Here is a 15,185-nt window from a genome sequence, read left to right on the forward strand (position 1 = left end):
TTGAATAGAAGATTGAAAAGAATTAAATCAGAAATTGAAATTTTAGGAGATAAATCTATATCACATAGAGCTCTTATGATTGCTTCTATATCAAAAGGTATAACTAAAATTAGTAATTTTTTGTTTAGTCATGATTCTATAAGTACATTAAATTGTTTGAAGAATTTAGGAGTTAAAATTGAGGTAAATAAAGAAAATGTTTTGGTATATGGAAATGGATTATATTCTTTTAAATTCTATGATGGAGTTTTAGACGCTAGAAATTCAGGAACTACAATGAGGCTTTTGAGTGGAATTTTAAGTGGATATAAATTTAAATCGATAATTGATGGAGATATTTCCTTAAGAAAAAGACCTATGGATAGAATAATAAAACCTCTTTCCCTTATGGGAGCTAACATATTTGCAAAAAATAGTGAAAGGTTTGCACCTATTTATATAGAAGGAAATGATTTAAAATCAATTTGTTATAAAATGGAGGTTGACAGTGCTCAGGTTAAATCTTCTATTTTATTTGCAGGACTATATGCAGATTCAGTAACCAAAATATTTGAAAATATAAAGACTCGTGATCATACTGAAAGAATGTTAAAATATTTTGGTTCAAATATTAGTTTTGAAGATGGAGTTATATGTATTGAAAAAGGCGAATTAATTGCTAGTGATATTTTTATTCCAGGAGATATTTCTTCTGCAAGTTTTTTTATGGTATTGGCTGCTGGAATTGATGGGTCAGAAGTTTTGATTAAAAATGTTGGAATAAATGAAACTAGAACAGGTATAATTGATGTTTTAAAATGTATGGGTGTAAATGTTGAGTTATTGAATGTTCGTGAAAATTGTTATGAAAAAATGTGTGATATAAAAGTTTATGGTACATCCAGATTAAGACCAATTTCAATAAGTGGAGATATTATACCGAGGCTTATTGATGAAATTCCTATAATATGTGTTTTGTGTTCTTTGGTAAATGGAGAGAGCAGTATAGAAGATGTTGAGGAATTAAGATATAAAGAAAGTGATAGAATCACTAGCATTGTTAAAGAATTTAGAAAATTAAATATAGATATTTGTGAAACTAAAAATGGAATTAGAATACACGGTGGAAGAAAAATTAAAGGGGCAAAAGTAAATAGTTATAATGATCATAGAATTGCAATGTCTTTAACTATTTTGGCTTATTTAAGTGGAGAAGATATTGTAATTGAAAATAAAGATTGTGTTGATATTTCTTTTCCTATGTTTTATGAAAAGTTGAATGAAATTTTTAAATAAGTAGAGGTGGTTTTAATTTTAAGATACTTTACAGCTGGTGAGTCTCATGGTAAGGGTTTAATTGGAGTGATTGAAGGATTTCCTTCAAATGTACATATAAATGTTGACGAAATTAATAAAATTCTAAAAATGCGTCAAAATTCATATGGACGTGGAGACCGTATGAAAATTGAAAGTGATGAAATTGAATTTATATCAGGCATAAGAAATTCTAAAACTATAGGTTCTCCCATTTCGTTTATTATACGTAATAGAGATTACAAAAATTGGGAAAAATTCATGGATCCTATAAGTTGTAATGTTGATGAAAAAAAAGTTTTAAAACCAAGACCTGGACATGGTGATTTATCAGGAATTATTAAATATGATTTTGAGGATTGCCGTAATGTTTTAGAGAGAAGTAGTGCCAGAGAAACAGCCGTTAGAGTTTCAATAGGAGTTATTTGTGCTCAGTTTTTAAAGAATTTTGGTATTGAAAGCGCATCTCATGTTATAAGGATAGGAAATATTTATAATGATAAAAAATATCATTTTAATCAAATAAAGGAAAGTTATAAGCATGAATTGAGATGTTTAGATGAGACTATACGTAAAAAAATGATAAAGCTTATTGATTATGCGAAAAAAAATGGAGATACATTGGGAGGTGCATATGAGATAAGAATTAAAAATGTACCTGTTGGACTTGGAAGTTATGTTCAGTATGATCGTAAGTTGGATGCTTTGTTAGCTGGAGCATTAATTAGCATAAATTCAATGAAGGCAATTGAGTTTGGAGATGGATTAGAAACATGTTGTAAAGAAGGTTCTATATCACATGATGAAATAGTTTATGAAAATGGAAAATATAAAAGGAATTCTAATATGGCTGGTGGGATAGAAGGTGGAATGAGTAATGGAGAGGAAATAATTATAAGGTGTTATCACAAACCTATACCAACGTTATATGCTCCGTTAAAAACTGTAAATATTTGTACGAAGCAAGAAGATTTTGCAAGTGTTGAAAGAAGTGATTGTACTGTAATTCCATCAGCTTCAATTATTGGTGAAAGTGTTGCTCTTACAGTTATATGTCAGGAGTTTTTGAAAAAATTTTCAGGGGATAGTTTGAGGGAAGTGATTAATAATTGGAAAAATTCGTTCTCAATTTGAGCAATTGTAAATGTGATATAATTATTGGACAAGATATTTTAGGGAATTTAAAATCAACAATAGAAAACAATAAATGTTTTTTTGTTATAGATAAGTTCATTTATGAAAAATTTTATGATATTTACTTCAAAGAGATTTTATGTAATGTAAGTTTAGAGGATATATACTTATTTGAATGTAATGAAAAAAATAAAGATATAGATAATGCGTTATTGATAATTAAAAAATTAAATTTTAGGAATCATTTAAGAAATTCAGTTTTAATAGGAATTGGTGGAGGAATTATAGGGGATATTGTTGGATTTGTTTCTTCTGTATATATGAGAGGAATTAAATTTATTAATGTTCCGACTACATTTCTTGCACAAATAGATAGCTCTATTGGTGGGAAAAATGCTTTAAATATTAAAGAGTGTAAAAATTTAATTGGTACATTTTATCATCCAAAAGAAATTATTATAGATACTAAATTTTTAAATACAATTTCAAAAAGGGAATTGGTTTCAGGGTTGGCTGAAGCTATAAAATATGGTATAGTCTTTGAATATGAATTTTTAGACTATATAAAAAATAATTTAGATAATATTTTAAATTTAGATGTTGATGTTATGAAAAAAGTAGTATTAAAGAGTTGTAAATTTAAAACTAATATTGTAGAGCAAGATGAATATGATTTTTCTTTAAGAAAAATTCTTAATTATGGTCACACGATAGGACATGCTTTAGAAAGTGTAACTAATTATAGTTTGTATACTCATGGCGAAGCTGTTTTTGTAGGAATGTTTTATGAAACATGTATAGCATATGAAATTGGAATTATTGATGAAGAATATTTTAATTATATAATGGACATTTTGAAAAAATTTAGAGTAAGCATTGATGTAAGTTTATTTAGTAGTGATTTATTTTATGAGGCATTGCTTAGAGATAAAAAGAATAAATCTGAAAAAATAAGTTTTATTCTTCCGACTGGTTGTTCAAAAGTTTTGGAATATATGTTTTCACTTGATGAAGTTAAGAAGATTAATTATTCTAGACATTGTTTTTAAATATGATGGAGGATTTATGTTAAGGAAAAAAATTTATAAAATATTATCTGGAGCTCTTTTATGTTTGGTTTTGAATATGGCTGTTGTAAAGGCGGATACTTTATATAATTCTGTGGATGATTTTGTATCTAAAACTTATGAAATATTCTTAGATAGAGATGTTTCTGATGATGTTGGTGTTGAATATTGGAGTTATTTGATAAGAAATCATGAAAAATCGTTGTATGATTATATGATATCTATTTTATCAGGAGAAGAATTTTTATCTAGAGAAATAACTGACGAAAGTTTTTTGGAAATGATATATACTGTTTTGTTAAATAGAGCGCCTTCTGAAGAAGAGAAAAATTATTGGCTTGGTAAATTAAATGAACAAAATGAACAGTTAAATGATATTAAAAAAGCTAGAGTTGAAATATGCAAAATTATGTTTAAAGAAGCGTTTTTCAATGAATTTGCTGATAGCTTAAAAGTTACATCAGATTTTGAGAATTTAAATAATTTTGGAGTTAAAGAATTACGAGAAGATTATGGGCATGATAAAATAGAATATATAAATAGTTTTTATAAAGGATTTTCAGAACTTGAAAAAGAGTTGCATGATCAATATGTACAAGTGGAAAATAAAGAACAATTTTTAGAATATATATATGGTATTTTACCGATATTTATTAAGGATAATATTGATAATAAATATGAAGAATTAAAAAATGTATCAGGTGATAGTGTTGAAAGGTTGGTGCATTCTTTTGATTACGAAATAGTATTTCCATATGATAGAGATAAGGCAGTTTATATATCTACATTTTTGCAGATGAATGAAGGAGAAAATTTAAATTTCGTTACTTTTGGATTGAGCGTTACAAGTAGAGGACTTGGAAAAGTTATAAATAAGGCAGAGATTATTTTAGGAAATGAATCTATAGATTTAGAAGTAAAATATAGTGATCAAAGTAAATATGATTCAAAGGGGATTTCGGTTCATGAATTTGAATTTAAAATAAATTCAATTGATGATTTAAAACTTTTAGATAAAATGCTCAGTTCTGATTTATCAAAATTAAGATTTACATTCGATGATTCTCAAACTTATATTTATAATTTGTATGAGAAAGATAGAGTGAGAAATACTTTGAGATTTATGTATAGTGTGTATGCTCAAATTATTGCTTCATATTTATTTGAAACGAAAGATGTTTTTGATACGGTTGTTGTTAAAAGTTTAGAATAGATAGTTAGATGTGGTTTAAAAATAGTTGATTTTAAACCACATTTTATTTTTTAAATAAAATTTATTTCAAAAATATTTTATAAAGAAAATTATTTTGAAAACGAAAAGTAATATATAGCTTAACGAATATTTTTAATAAAATTATATGATATATTTAGTAAGGGAGATTGGTTATGAATGAGATTTAATAGCGAAGATAATTTTTCAAAAATAACTTTAGGAGAATCGTATAACAAGAACTATAAATTTCTTTTTAAAGATAATGATAAGAATGATAATCATGGAGTGTATTTATTTAATAATATTCCAGTTTTTAAATATAAAAAATTGATTCTTAGATACAATAAAATGCCAAGCGAAGATCAAATTAAACTTGAAATTCAAAATTTTATGGATAAAGTTAATATTAATAATAAGTTTAAGGTTTTTAATATTAAGAGTAATGTATTTAAGAATTGTGATGGATTAACTGAATATGTGGTTAATGTTGCTTTTATAAATTTTAATTTGAAATAGTAAATATTTTATTGAATAGGTCGAGTTTGTATCGACCTATTTATTTTTTATGGATATTAATAATAAAACAAAGAATACAACTTAAAATATGTTTTAAATGGAAAAAATTACAAAATAAAACGTTTGCGAAAAGTATTTATTAATTATAAGATGTTGCATGTAATATTTGAATTTAAAAGAGAGGCTAATTTGAATGAAGAAGACTTTTTTAAGAAAATTAATGTCAGGTATTTTAATGTTAACGTTAACTTTTGGTATTGGTGCTTCAGCTACTCAAAAAAATTATAAAATTTCAGATTTTCCAAAAATGTTTTAGATGCACAATCTCGTTTAACAAATACACCTTATGGATATTATCAAGTTAGTAATTTTACAACTTTTATGGATAATGGTTCTTGGCATGGTTATGGTTTACCATCGCTTGATGATAAAACAAATTTAGGAGGGTTTGCAGGACCTACGATTTTATTTGAAAGTGTTTCTGAAAGTATTGCTTTAAATTTATCTGATTGTTTTAATAAAATTAAATTAATAAAAAATGATAAAGAAGTGGATTTATCATTGGCAAAACCTACATTGACCTATTATCCAGGGAAATTAACGCAAACTTATGAGTTTAGAGATGATTTTAAACTCACTTTAGAATTAATTTTTGTTACAGATAGGACATCATTAATTAAGACTCAAATTTTAAATTTAAATGATGAGAGTTCAAAATTTAAAATTTATTGGGAAGGAAGCATATTTGATTCTTTTGTACACAATAAAAAAACGTATACAATAAATCCAAGTTTAGATGAAATAGATAATGGCATTATTGTAAATTTTAATGGAGAAAATCAAGGATTGTCGGAAAATACAAAACAAAATAAGTTTTTCACAATTTATGATAAAAAAGTAGAGAGTAAAATTTCTGATGATAAAAAATCGTATATAACGGAGATAAAAGATGAAGTTGTAATTGAAAAAGGAGTACCGTATACGATTTATAGAACAGAAAGTTTTGTATTTAATAATGAAGAGTTTGAAAATGAAAAATCTAAAATTAATAATATAAAAAATGATCCTGAAAAACATTTTTCATCAAATGAATTAAGATGGCAATCTTATATAGATAAAACTTTGATTAATAATGATGTTAGTAAGGCATACCAAAATACTGCTATAAAATCTATTATGACCTTAATTATAAATTGGAGAAGTCCAGCTGGAGATATTAAACACTCTGGAATTACACCGTCTGTGTCTTATCGATGGTTTAATGGATTGTGGGCTTGGGATTCGTGGAAAAATGCTGTGGCAGTTGCAGAGTTTGATAGTGAATTGGCAAAAGATTCTATTAGAACGATGTTTGATTATCAAATAAAGAGTACAGATGAGGAGCGTCCTCAAGATGAAGGAGCTATAATTGATGCAATTTATTATCAAAAGGAAAGTTTTAATGAGAGAAATTCTAAGCCACCTTTAGCCGCTTGGGCAGTATATAACGTATATGAAAATGATAAAGATATAGAATTTGTAAGAGAAATGTATCCTAAACTTCAAGCTTATCATGAGTGGTGGTATAGAAATAGAGATACAGATAAAAATGGTATAGCTGAATACGGTGCTATGGTTCATGAAGCTCATTATAAATATGATGAAAATGGAAATGTTATAAAGGATAAAAATAATAATCCTGTTATAAATGAAGATGCAATTATTGAAGCTGCTGCTTGGGAAAGTGGAATGGATAATGCAATAAGATTTGATAAAGAAGGAATTGAACAAGGTGATGTTGGAGTAAAAGTTTTTGAAAATACAGGTGAAAATGGAAATGTAGTTGGGTATTCAATAAACCAAGAATCTGTTGATTTAAATGCGTATTTGTACGCAGAAAAAGCATTTTTGAAATCTTTAGCAGAGATTTTAGGTAAAAAGGAAGATGCTATTCGTTATGAAAAAGAAGCTAAAGAAATAGCAGATTATGTAAATAAATATATGTTTGATGAAGAAACGGGATTTTATTATGATTTACAAATTAATAGTACAGGTGATGAAAAGAAATTATTAGTTAATAGAGGAAAAGGAACAGAAGGATATATTCCATTATGGGCCAAGATGTCTCCTAAAAATAAGGCAAAAAAAGTTGTGGAAAATATTATGGATACAGAAAAATTTAATTTAAAAGTTCCATTTCCTACAGCATCAAAAGATAATAAATTTTTTGATCCTAATAGATATTGGAGAGGACCTGTATGGCTTGATCAAGCTTTATATGGAGTTGAAGCTTTAGAAAATTATGGTTACAAAGAAGAAGCGAAAGAGTTGGCATATAAATTATTTGATAATGCAGAAGGTGTCATAACATCTGGGGTTATAAATGAAAATTATAATCCAATTACTGGAGAAGCTTTGCATGCTAAAAATTTTAGTTGGAGTGCTGCAGCATATTATTTGTTATATAAAAACACTTTAAGTGGAGGGGTAAATACATCACAAAAGAGTATTTCAATTCTAAAATAAATAATTTTAAAGTACGTATTTTATTGATACGTACTTTTTATTTTTATGGTAATAAAGAGAATATTTAAAATCATATAAATTTTTATATATTTTAAATAGATAGGGGTATTAGATTGTGGAATATGATGATAATAAATTAGTACTTAAAAAAAATAATTTTAAATTTAATTTATTACTACTCAAAATTGTATTGTTAATTTTATCATTTATAATGGGAAGTGTATTGATTTTATTTGTTTTAAAATATTTAAATAATATAACTATTTTAAATACATTTTTGATTTTATTGTATATATATTTTTTTCAATTAGTAGTTGAAATTATAAAATATTTTATTGTATATATTGAAAATAAAAATTTGTATAACAATGTTTTAAAATTGAATAAGGTATTTAATTGTAAATTTTTAATGATTAATTTTTGTACGTTTATGCTTGGAAGTTTAGTTATTTTATCATGTTTATTATTTGGATTATTTTTTAGTATTTTTAAAGTTTTATCCATATTATTTATGGGAATATGTTTAGGAGTAATTTATTTATTTTATACAATTGAACTTTTTAAAATAATTGATTACAATTTTAAAAAATATAGTTTTGAAAAATTAAAAAATAATTCACGTGATTTTTCAATTTTATCTTTGATAAATGGATTATGTATAGTTTTAATAAGTAATCTTTTTTATTTATTTAATTATTTGTATGCTTTAGTTTTTGTATTTGTTGTACTAGTAAATTTGATTTTATTTAATATAAATCAGAAATATTTAAGAAAAAAAATTTAGTGCTTATTTATTATGTGGGGGTATTTTATGGAAAATAATATTAAGTTAATTTGTTTAGATTTGGATGGAACGACACTTAAAGATATTTCAAATATTTCAGAAAAAAATATAGACTATATAAGACAAGCTTATAATAAAGGAATTAAGATTGCGTTAACTACAGGTAGATTATTTGTTCATGGAATGTATTTTTCAAAAGTTTTAAATATTCCAACATATATTATAAGTAACAATGGAACTTATGTTTATGATGTGGATAAAAATTTAATAATATACTCAAGTTTTTTTGGTGTAGATAATTTAGTAAAAATACATAAATTTGTAAAAGAAAAATATTTTAATGTACATTATTCTACAATAGATACTATTTATTCTAATAATGTACTTAAAGATTACGATGATGAAGATAAAAAAGGTGAATATGCAATGAAAGAAGTTGTTATTGAAAGCGAAGAGTCTTGGGAAGACTTATTTAAAAATTATGGAAGTAATATATGTAAAGTGGTTGTTTCGAGCGATGAAATTGAAAAACTTGAAGATATGTTGATTAAAGTGAGAGAAATAGGTGATTTTGAAGTAGAATATTCTTGGGTTAATACAGTTGAAATATTGAAAAAAGGCGAAGGAAAAGGAACAGGAATTAGAAATTTAAAGAAATATTTGAATTTAAAAACGGAAAATGTCATGTGTATAGGAGATAGTGAGAATGACGTTTCCATGTTTAAAGAGTGTGGATATAAAGTAGCTATGAAAAATGGTATTGATAAACTTAAAGATATGGCAGATTTTATAACATTGGATGTTTCAGAAGATGGAGTTGCATATGCAATTAAAAAATTATTAGAATCTTGTTAGTAAGTTTTTGTAAAAAATCATATTTTTTTTGTGTGCGGTTTAACTTTATTTATAAAAAACAATTATGTATAATATTTGTAACATGGTAAAAATTGGGATTTAGGGGGGTAACTATGTTACATATACTTAATACTTTAGAGAGAGAGTTTTCAAAAAGATTTATCGAATCTTTAAATTTTGGGATTGAAAATATTGAGAATGAATATTTTTTACGAGTTCTTGAGGTTAATAAGTCAGATGATTGTGATGATATAAATAATATAACTTTTGAAGATCATAATTTGAGATTTGAAGATAGGATTTTTAGATTTTTTGAAGATATTTTCAAGTTGAATAATAATTCTGTATTCGTTGGGAATTTTAATATAAATACAATTGAGAATATGAAAATTTTATATATGTTAAGAGATTTGGATTATAGAGATTCTATAAAACTTATAAATATTTTACGTTCTCATATAAGAGAAGAAGAGGCATATAAAGTTAATGATTTTGATGTTTTCAAAATGTTTTTGACTTTATGTACTAGAGAAATTCATTTTCCAAGTTTTTATTTTAATAAATTAGATATAATGGTTTTTACACATTATGATTTATCAACTTTAATGTTTTTTAAAGATGAAAATTATATTCACACATATATGCAACTTGCTAAAGTGAATGATCTTAATTTAAGAGAAAAAGAGACTCAAATAAAAATAAAACCTCTTATAGAAGTTTTGTAGGAGTAGCATTGTTTAATGCTACTCTTTTGTTTTTTAAATTATTTGTATTTAATATTGCAATTTGATATTTATGAGGGTAAAATAAAATTGTTTTTAATTCATACTAAAAAGGTATAAATTATTTATTTTGTAGATTAAAAGGAGTTCATTTTATGAATTTATTAGATATAAAAAATTTAATTGTAAGTGTAAATGAAAAGAGAGTTTTAAATAATGTAAATCTTTCTGTTAATAAAGGAGAAGTACATATTATACTTGGACCAAATGGTAGTGGAAAATCGTCGCTTTCTATGAGTATTTTGGGAAATCCAAAATATAAAATCGAAAGTGGAGAGATTTTTTTTGAAGGGGAAAAAATAAATGATTTAAAACCTGATGAAAGAGCTAGAAAAGGTATGTTTTTATGTTTTCAACAAGTTCAAGAGATAGAAGGATTAGTTTATAAAGATTATTTAAGAGAACTTAAAACAAAAGTTAAAAATGAAAAACCCGATTTAATGTTTAATATGAATTTAGGGAAAAAATTTGGAGAAGTTGGATTAAATGAATCTCACATGATGAGATATTTAAATGAAGGTTTTTCTGGTGGAGAAAAGAAAAAGAGTGAACTTTTACAAATGAAATTTTTAAATCCTAAGTTAATTATTTTGGATGAAATTGATTCAGGACTTGATATAGATGCGATTCGTTCTGTTTGTGCATCTCTTAAAGAGTTATTAACAGAAGATAAAGCAGTAATTATTATAACTCATAGAGAGGAAGTAATACGTGAATTAAATGTTACTCATGTTCATGTTTTAAGAAATGGGGAAAATATAAAAACGGGAAATATAGAGTTATTTAATGAAATTAATAAAAAAGGATATTCAGATATTTTGAAGGGAAATGATTAGTAATGAGAATAGATGATATAGATAGAAGCAGGTATGATTTTAAGGAGGAAAACTATGAAGAATTTATAAGTAATAGAGGTTTATCGCCTGAAATTATTTTAGAAATTTCTAAGAAAAAAGATGAGCCTAAATGGATGACGGATTTTAGATTAAAATCTCTTGAAATTTATAATAGTATTCCTCTTCCTGTTTGGGGACCTAACATTGATGAATTAAATATTGAAAATATTGTTTCTTATGTTAAACCAAAAAGTAGTTTTTCAGATGACTGGGAAAAAACTCCAGAATATATAAAAGATACATTTGATAAATTAGGGATTTTAAATGCTGAGAAAGAAAGTTTAGCTGGGGTAGAAGCTCAGTATGATTCGGAAGTTGTATACCATAATGTTCGAGAAGATTTAAAAGCTCAAGGTGTAATATATATGCACATGGAACTTGCGTTAAAAGAACATGAAGAACTTGTAAAAAAATATTTTATGAAACTTGTACCACCAAATGATCATAAATTTGCGGCGCTTCATGGAGCAGTGTGGTCAGGAGGTTCTTTTATATATATACCTAAAGGAGTTAAAGTTGAAATTCCTCTTCAATCTTATTTTAGATTGAACGCTAAAGGTGCTGGTCAATTTGAACATACTTTAATCGTTGTTGATGAGGGAGCTTATTTGAGTTTCATTGAGGGATGTTCTGCACCTAAACATAATGTATATAATTTGCATGCTGGATGTGTTGAGTTATTTGTAAAAGAAAATGCAACTCTAAGATATTCAACAATTGAAAATTGGTCTAAGAATATGTTTAATTTAAATACTAAGCGTTCTATGGTTGAGAAAAATGGAAGAATAGAGTGGGTGTCAGGTTCATTTGGATCAAAAGTTTCTATGCTTTATCCAATGAGTATTTTAAGAGGAGAAAATGCAACGTGTGATTTTTTAGGAATTTCTTTTGCGTCAGAAGGGCAATGTTTAGACACTGGAGCTAAAGTTGTTCATGCTGCACCAAATACTTATTCTAATATTTGTTCAAAGTCTATTGCTAAGTCTGGAGGAGTTGGAAATTATAGAGGGATGGTAACTTTTAAGAAAAATGCACAAGGATCTAAAACTAATATTACGTGCGATTCTCTTATATTAGATGATGAATCTTCATCAGATACTATTCCGTATGTTGAAATAAATTGTGAAAATGTAGACGTTGGACATGAAGCGAGAATTGGAAATATAAGTGATGAAAAAATATTTTATCTTCAAGCTAGAGGACTTAGTGAAGAAGATGCAAAGGCTCTTATTGTTAGAGGATTTGCTGAGGAAATTTCTAAGGAATTACCACTTGAGTATGCGGTTGAGATGAATAATCTTATAAATGTTGAGATGCAGGGGTTATAATATGGATAAGGAAATTCAAAAAATTAGAGTTAATGAATCGGTTGTAAATACTTACAGTTATCTTAAAGGAAATTATAATGAAGATGAGTTTGTTTCTTCCTTAAAAAATGATTCAAAATTTGAAATAATTAATGATGATGAAACTCATTTTAATTTTGATAAGACTTTAAGTAATGATGAAATAGATTCAATTTGTGAAAAAATAAATGCTGGTGTAAATGAAAAAATCGTAAAAGATTTTTACAATGGTAAATTTATAAATATAAGATTCAAAAATAAATCAACTTTAAATATAAAAAATTTATTGGAAGAAAATTTATCAACTGCAGTTTTTAATGTTGAATGTGATACATATGATTCGCATTTATATTTTTATAGTGAAATTTTAGGTAGTGGTGATCAATTTAATTATCTTTATAACATAGACGTAAAAAATAATTCTAAAGTAACATTGGTGATTTTTTCAAATTCAAAATCTAAAGGATTTATAAATCTTTTAGGTAACTGTGAAAGTAATTGTAATATAGAGGTTTTATTTATAAATGTAAATAAAAATAATGTTTATACTAACTGTAAGATTTATTTAAACGGTGAAAAGTCATGTAGTAATGTTGAGGTTTGTTATATTTGTTCTGAAAATCATAAATTTGATTACAATATAACTTCATCTATGATTGGAAAAGAAAGTATTTCTAATATTAATGGTAAAGGTGTTTTACTTGATAATGGTGAAAAAATTTTTAGAGGTACAGTTGATTTCCAAAAAGGGTGTTTAAATGCAGAAGGTTGTGAAAATGAAGAGGTAATTATTTTGAGTAAGAATGTTAAAAATCAATCATTACCGCTTTTATTGTGTAAGGAAAAAAATGTTAAAGGTTCCCATGGCTTTACAGCAAATTCAATTGATGAAGATAAAATATTTTATCTTTTAAGTCGAGGTTTTAATGAAAAGGAAGCTAAAGGACTTATTTTGAGAGGTAAATTTTTAAATTTGTTAAAAGAAGTTAAAAATGAAGAGATTGTAGATAAATTTATGAATCTTTTAATGGAGGCAATTTAAGTGGATGTTTATAAAATTAGGGAAGATTTCCCAGGTCTTTTAGCAAAAAATGATAAAAATATTCTGATTACTTATTTTGATAATGCTGCAACTAGTTTAAAACCTAAATGTGTTCTTGATTCTGCCTTTGATGTTTATGTGAATTCTTTTGGAAATGCTAATAGAGGTTCTCATACTATGGGAGTAAGAGCTTCTTTGATTATGGATAAAACACGGGAAACTGTAAAAAAATTTATTGGAGCGAAAGATAAAAGAAATATAATTTTTACAAAAGGTGCAACGGAAGCTTTAAATATAATTGTATTTTCATATGCAATGAAGAATTTAAAAGAGGGTGATGAGATTTTAATTGGGATAGATTCTCATCATGCTAATTTAGTTCCTTGGAAGGTAATGTGTAAAGATAAAGGAATTAAGTTAAACTATTTTTATGTTAATGAAAATGGTGAAATTTTAATTGATGATTTTATAGAGAAGTTAAATAGAGAACCTAAATTAGTTTCATTTACTCCAGTAACTAATACTTTTGGAGTTGTGCATGATTATAAAAAAATTATAAAAATGTGCAAAAATATTAATGCAAAAGTTATAATTGATGCCTCTCAATCAATGACTCATATTAAATTTAATGTATATGAAGATGAGATTGATTTTTTAGTTTTTTCTGGTCATAAAATTTTATCACCGCAAGGAGTAGGAGTTTTATACGTTAGTGATAAAATTATAAATAATATGAATCCATTTTTATATGGAGGAGATATGATTGATTACGTTTTTGAAGATGAGGTAACTTTTAAAAATTATTTTGAAGCATTTGAAGGTGGAACTCAAAATGTATCATCAATTTCAGGATTAAATTGTGCTATAGAATACATAAATAGTATAGGACTTGATGAAATAATAAATTATGAAGATGAATTAAAAAAGTATTTTTTAAATAAGAGTAAAGAAATTGAAGATTTTATATTATACGGACCAAATAATTTAGAAAATAGGGTTTGTGTTTTTTCGTTTAATATAAAAGATGTTCATTCTCATGATGTTTCTACGATTTTAGATTCTTTTGGAATTGCAGTTAGATCAGGACATCATTGTGCTCAACCCTTTATGAGAAGATTGGGTTTAAATTCTACAACTAGAGCGAGTTTATATTTTTATAATACTAAAGATGAAATTGATTACTTTTTTGAAAAAGTTGGGAATATAAGAAATATTTTAAAATTTTGAGGTGATAGAAATGAATCTCGAAGAATTGTATAAAGATACAATTTTGTATCACGGTAGAAATACAGAAAATAAAAGAGAAGTATCTCCTTGTGATGTGAAAAAACGAGGAGTAAATCATAGTTGTGGAGATGAAATAACTATTTCACTTCGAGTTCGTGATGGAATTATTGATGATGTTGCGTTTTTAGGTTATGGATGTATGATTTCTATGGCATCGACTTCTATTATGATTGATCTTGTTAAAGGTAAAAAAGTTGAGGAAGCAAAGGAATATATTGATATTTTTATACGAATGATAAAAAGAGAAGCGACAGATGAGGAAATAAAAAAGTTGGGAGATGGATTAGTTTTCCAAAATATTCAAAATATGCCAGCTAGAGTAAAATGTGCCACACTTGCTTGGCATACATTAGATGAAATAATATAAATAATGGCTACGTATTTTTAAAAATTTACGTAGCTATATTTTTTATGTTATAATTCTTTGGTAAATAATTTAAATTTTTAAGTTATGTTTTTAAAATG

Annotated in this window: 15 protein-coding genes; all 15 read left to right on the forward strand. The window is 25.7% G+C overall.

The window, feature by feature from the left end; all coding sequences use genetic code 11:
- The 15 genes from aroA (at nucleotide 1) to sufU (ending at nucleotide 15,087) form a co-directional block, all read left to right on the forward strand.
- On the forward strand, nucleotides 1-1,275 hold the full coding sequence (gene aroA, locus A6P36_RS02870; protein WP_066760810.1) for a 3-phosphoshikimate 1-carboxyvinyltransferase: 1,275 nt from the start codon (nucleotides 1-3) through the stop codon (nucleotides 1,273-1,275).
- A gap of 6 nt (nucleotides 1,276-1,281) precedes the next feature.
- On the forward strand, nucleotides 1,282-2,427 hold the full coding sequence (aroC, locus tag A6P36_RS02875; protein WP_242861633.1) for a chorismate synthase: 1,146 nt from the start codon (nucleotides 1,282-1,284) through the stop codon (nucleotides 2,425-2,427).
- A complete protein-coding gene (aroB, locus tag A6P36_RS02880) occupies nucleotides 2,403-3,476 on the forward strand; it encodes a 3-dehydroquinate synthase (RefSeq protein WP_066760812.1) in 1,074 nt (357 codons plus the stop codon). The genes aroC and aroB overlap by 25 nt, the downstream gene beginning before the upstream one ends.
- A gap of 16 nt (nucleotides 3,477-3,492) precedes the next feature.
- Entirely contained in the window at nucleotides 3,493-4,707 is a 1,215-nt protein-coding gene (locus tag A6P36_RS02885; RefSeq protein WP_066760955.1) for a DUF4214 domain-containing protein, read from the forward strand.
- Between the two features lie 177 nt (nucleotides 4,708-4,884).
- A complete protein-coding gene (locus A6P36_RS02890) occupies nucleotides 4,885-5,223 on the forward strand; it encodes a hypothetical protein (RefSeq protein ID WP_066760814.1) in 339 nt (112 codons plus the stop codon).
- Between the two features lie 193 nt (nucleotides 5,224-5,416).
- The gene (locus A6P36_RS08450) at nucleotides 5,417-5,539 is read left to right on the forward strand and encodes a hypothetical protein (RefSeq protein WP_255363890.1); all 123 of its coding nucleotides are present in this window, start codon (nucleotides 5,417-5,419) and stop codon (nucleotides 5,537-5,539) included.
- 65 nt (nucleotides 5,540-5,604) lie between these two features.
- Nucleotides 5,605-7,728 (forward strand): MGH1-like glycoside hydrolase domain-containing protein, encoded by a 2,124-nt coding sequence (locus A6P36_RS02895; RefSeq protein WP_197487212.1) that lies wholly within the window; start codon nucleotides 5,605-5,607, stop codon nucleotides 7,726-7,728.
- Between the two features lie 115 nt (nucleotides 7,729-7,843).
- Complete coding sequence (locus A6P36_RS02900; protein ID WP_066760816.1) at nucleotides 7,844-8,512, forward strand: hypothetical protein; 669 nt, start codon at nucleotides 7,844-7,846, stop codon at nucleotides 8,510-8,512.
- Between the two features lie 27 nt (nucleotides 8,513-8,539).
- Complete coding sequence (locus A6P36_RS02905; RefSeq protein WP_066760817.1) at nucleotides 8,540-9,367, forward strand: Cof-type HAD-IIB family hydrolase; 828 nt, start codon at nucleotides 8,540-8,542, stop codon at nucleotides 9,365-9,367.
- A 113-nt stretch (nucleotides 9,368-9,480) separates the two neighbouring features.
- Nucleotides 9,481-10,092: a hypothetical protein gene (locus A6P36_RS02910; protein ID WP_066760818.1), complete on the forward strand. Its 612-nt coding sequence runs from the start codon at nucleotides 9,481-9,483 to the stop codon at nucleotides 10,090-10,092.
- 152 nt (nucleotides 10,093-10,244) lie between these two features.
- Nucleotides 10,245-10,985, forward strand: coding sequence for a Fe-S cluster assembly ATPase SufC (gene sufC / locus A6P36_RS02915; RefSeq protein WP_066760819.1), 741 nt, complete (start codon nucleotides 10,245-10,247; stop codon nucleotides 10,983-10,985).
- A 2-nt stretch (nucleotides 10,986-10,987) separates the two neighbouring features.
- Complete coding sequence (sufB, locus tag A6P36_RS02920) at nucleotides 10,988-12,373, forward strand: Fe-S cluster assembly protein SufB (protein WP_066760820.1); 1,386 nt, start codon at nucleotides 10,988-10,990, stop codon at nucleotides 12,371-12,373.
- A gap of 1 nt (nucleotide 12,374) precedes the next feature.
- Entirely contained in the window at nucleotides 12,375-13,433 is a 1,059-nt protein-coding gene (locus tag A6P36_RS02925) for a SufB/SufD family protein (RefSeq protein ID WP_066760822.1), read from the forward strand.
- Complete coding sequence (locus A6P36_RS02930) at nucleotides 13,434-14,660, forward strand: aminotransferase class V-fold PLP-dependent enzyme (RefSeq protein WP_066760824.1); 1,227 nt, start codon at nucleotides 13,434-13,436, stop codon at nucleotides 14,658-14,660. It abuts the gene before it with no gap.
- A 10-nt stretch (nucleotides 14,661-14,670) separates the two neighbouring features.
- Nucleotides 14,671-15,087 (forward strand): Fe-S cluster assembly sulfur transfer protein SufU, encoded by a 417-nt coding sequence (gene sufU / locus A6P36_RS02935; RefSeq protein WP_066760827.1) that lies wholly within the window; start codon nucleotides 14,671-14,673, stop codon nucleotides 15,085-15,087.
- Nucleotides 15,088-15,185: the final 98 nt, after the last annotated feature.

The organism is Candidatus Arthromitus sp. SFB-turkey, assembly GCF_001655775.1.
GTDB lineage: Bacteria > Bacillota > Clostridia > Clostridiales > Clostridiaceae > Dwaynesavagella > Dwaynesavagella gallinarum.

Bases quoted from the DNA above. Each gene is read 5' to 3' on its own strand.
- sufC (WP_066760819.1), top strand. From the start codon at position 10,245: ATGAATTTATTAGATATAAAAAATTTAATTGTAAGTGTAAATGAAAAG.
- sufB (WP_066760820.1), top strand. From the start codon at position 10,988: ATGAGAATAGATGATATAGATAGAAGCAGGTATGATTTTAAGGAGGAA.
- A6P36_RS02885 (WP_066760955.1), top strand. From the start codon at position 3,493: ATGTTAAGGAAAAAAATTTATAAAATATTATCTGGAGCTCTTTTATGT.
- A6P36_RS02890 (WP_066760814.1), top strand. From the start codon at position 4,885: ATGAGATTTAATAGCGAAGATAATTTTTCAAAAATAACTTTAGGAGAA.
- A6P36_RS02910 (WP_066760818.1), top strand. From the start codon at position 9,481: ATGTTACATATACTTAATACTTTAGAGAGAGAGTTTTCAAAAAGATTT.
- A6P36_RS08450 (WP_255363890.1), top strand. From the start codon at position 5,417: ATGAAGAAGACTTTTTTAAGAAAATTAATGTCAGGTATTTTAATGTTA.
- sufU (WP_066760827.1), top strand. From the start codon at position 14,671: ATGAATCTCGAAGAATTGTATAAAGATACAATTTTGTATCACGGTAGA.
- A6P36_RS02925 (WP_066760822.1), top strand. From the start codon at position 12,375: ATGGATAAGGAAATTCAAAAAATTAGAGTTAATGAATCGGTTGTAAAT.
- A6P36_RS02895 (WP_197487212.1), top strand. From the start codon at position 5,605: ATGGATAATGGTTCTTGGCATGGTTATGGTTTACCATCGCTTGATGAT.
- A6P36_RS02905 (WP_066760817.1), top strand. From the start codon at position 8,540: ATGGAAAATAATATTAAGTTAATTTGTTTAGATTTGGATGGAACGACA.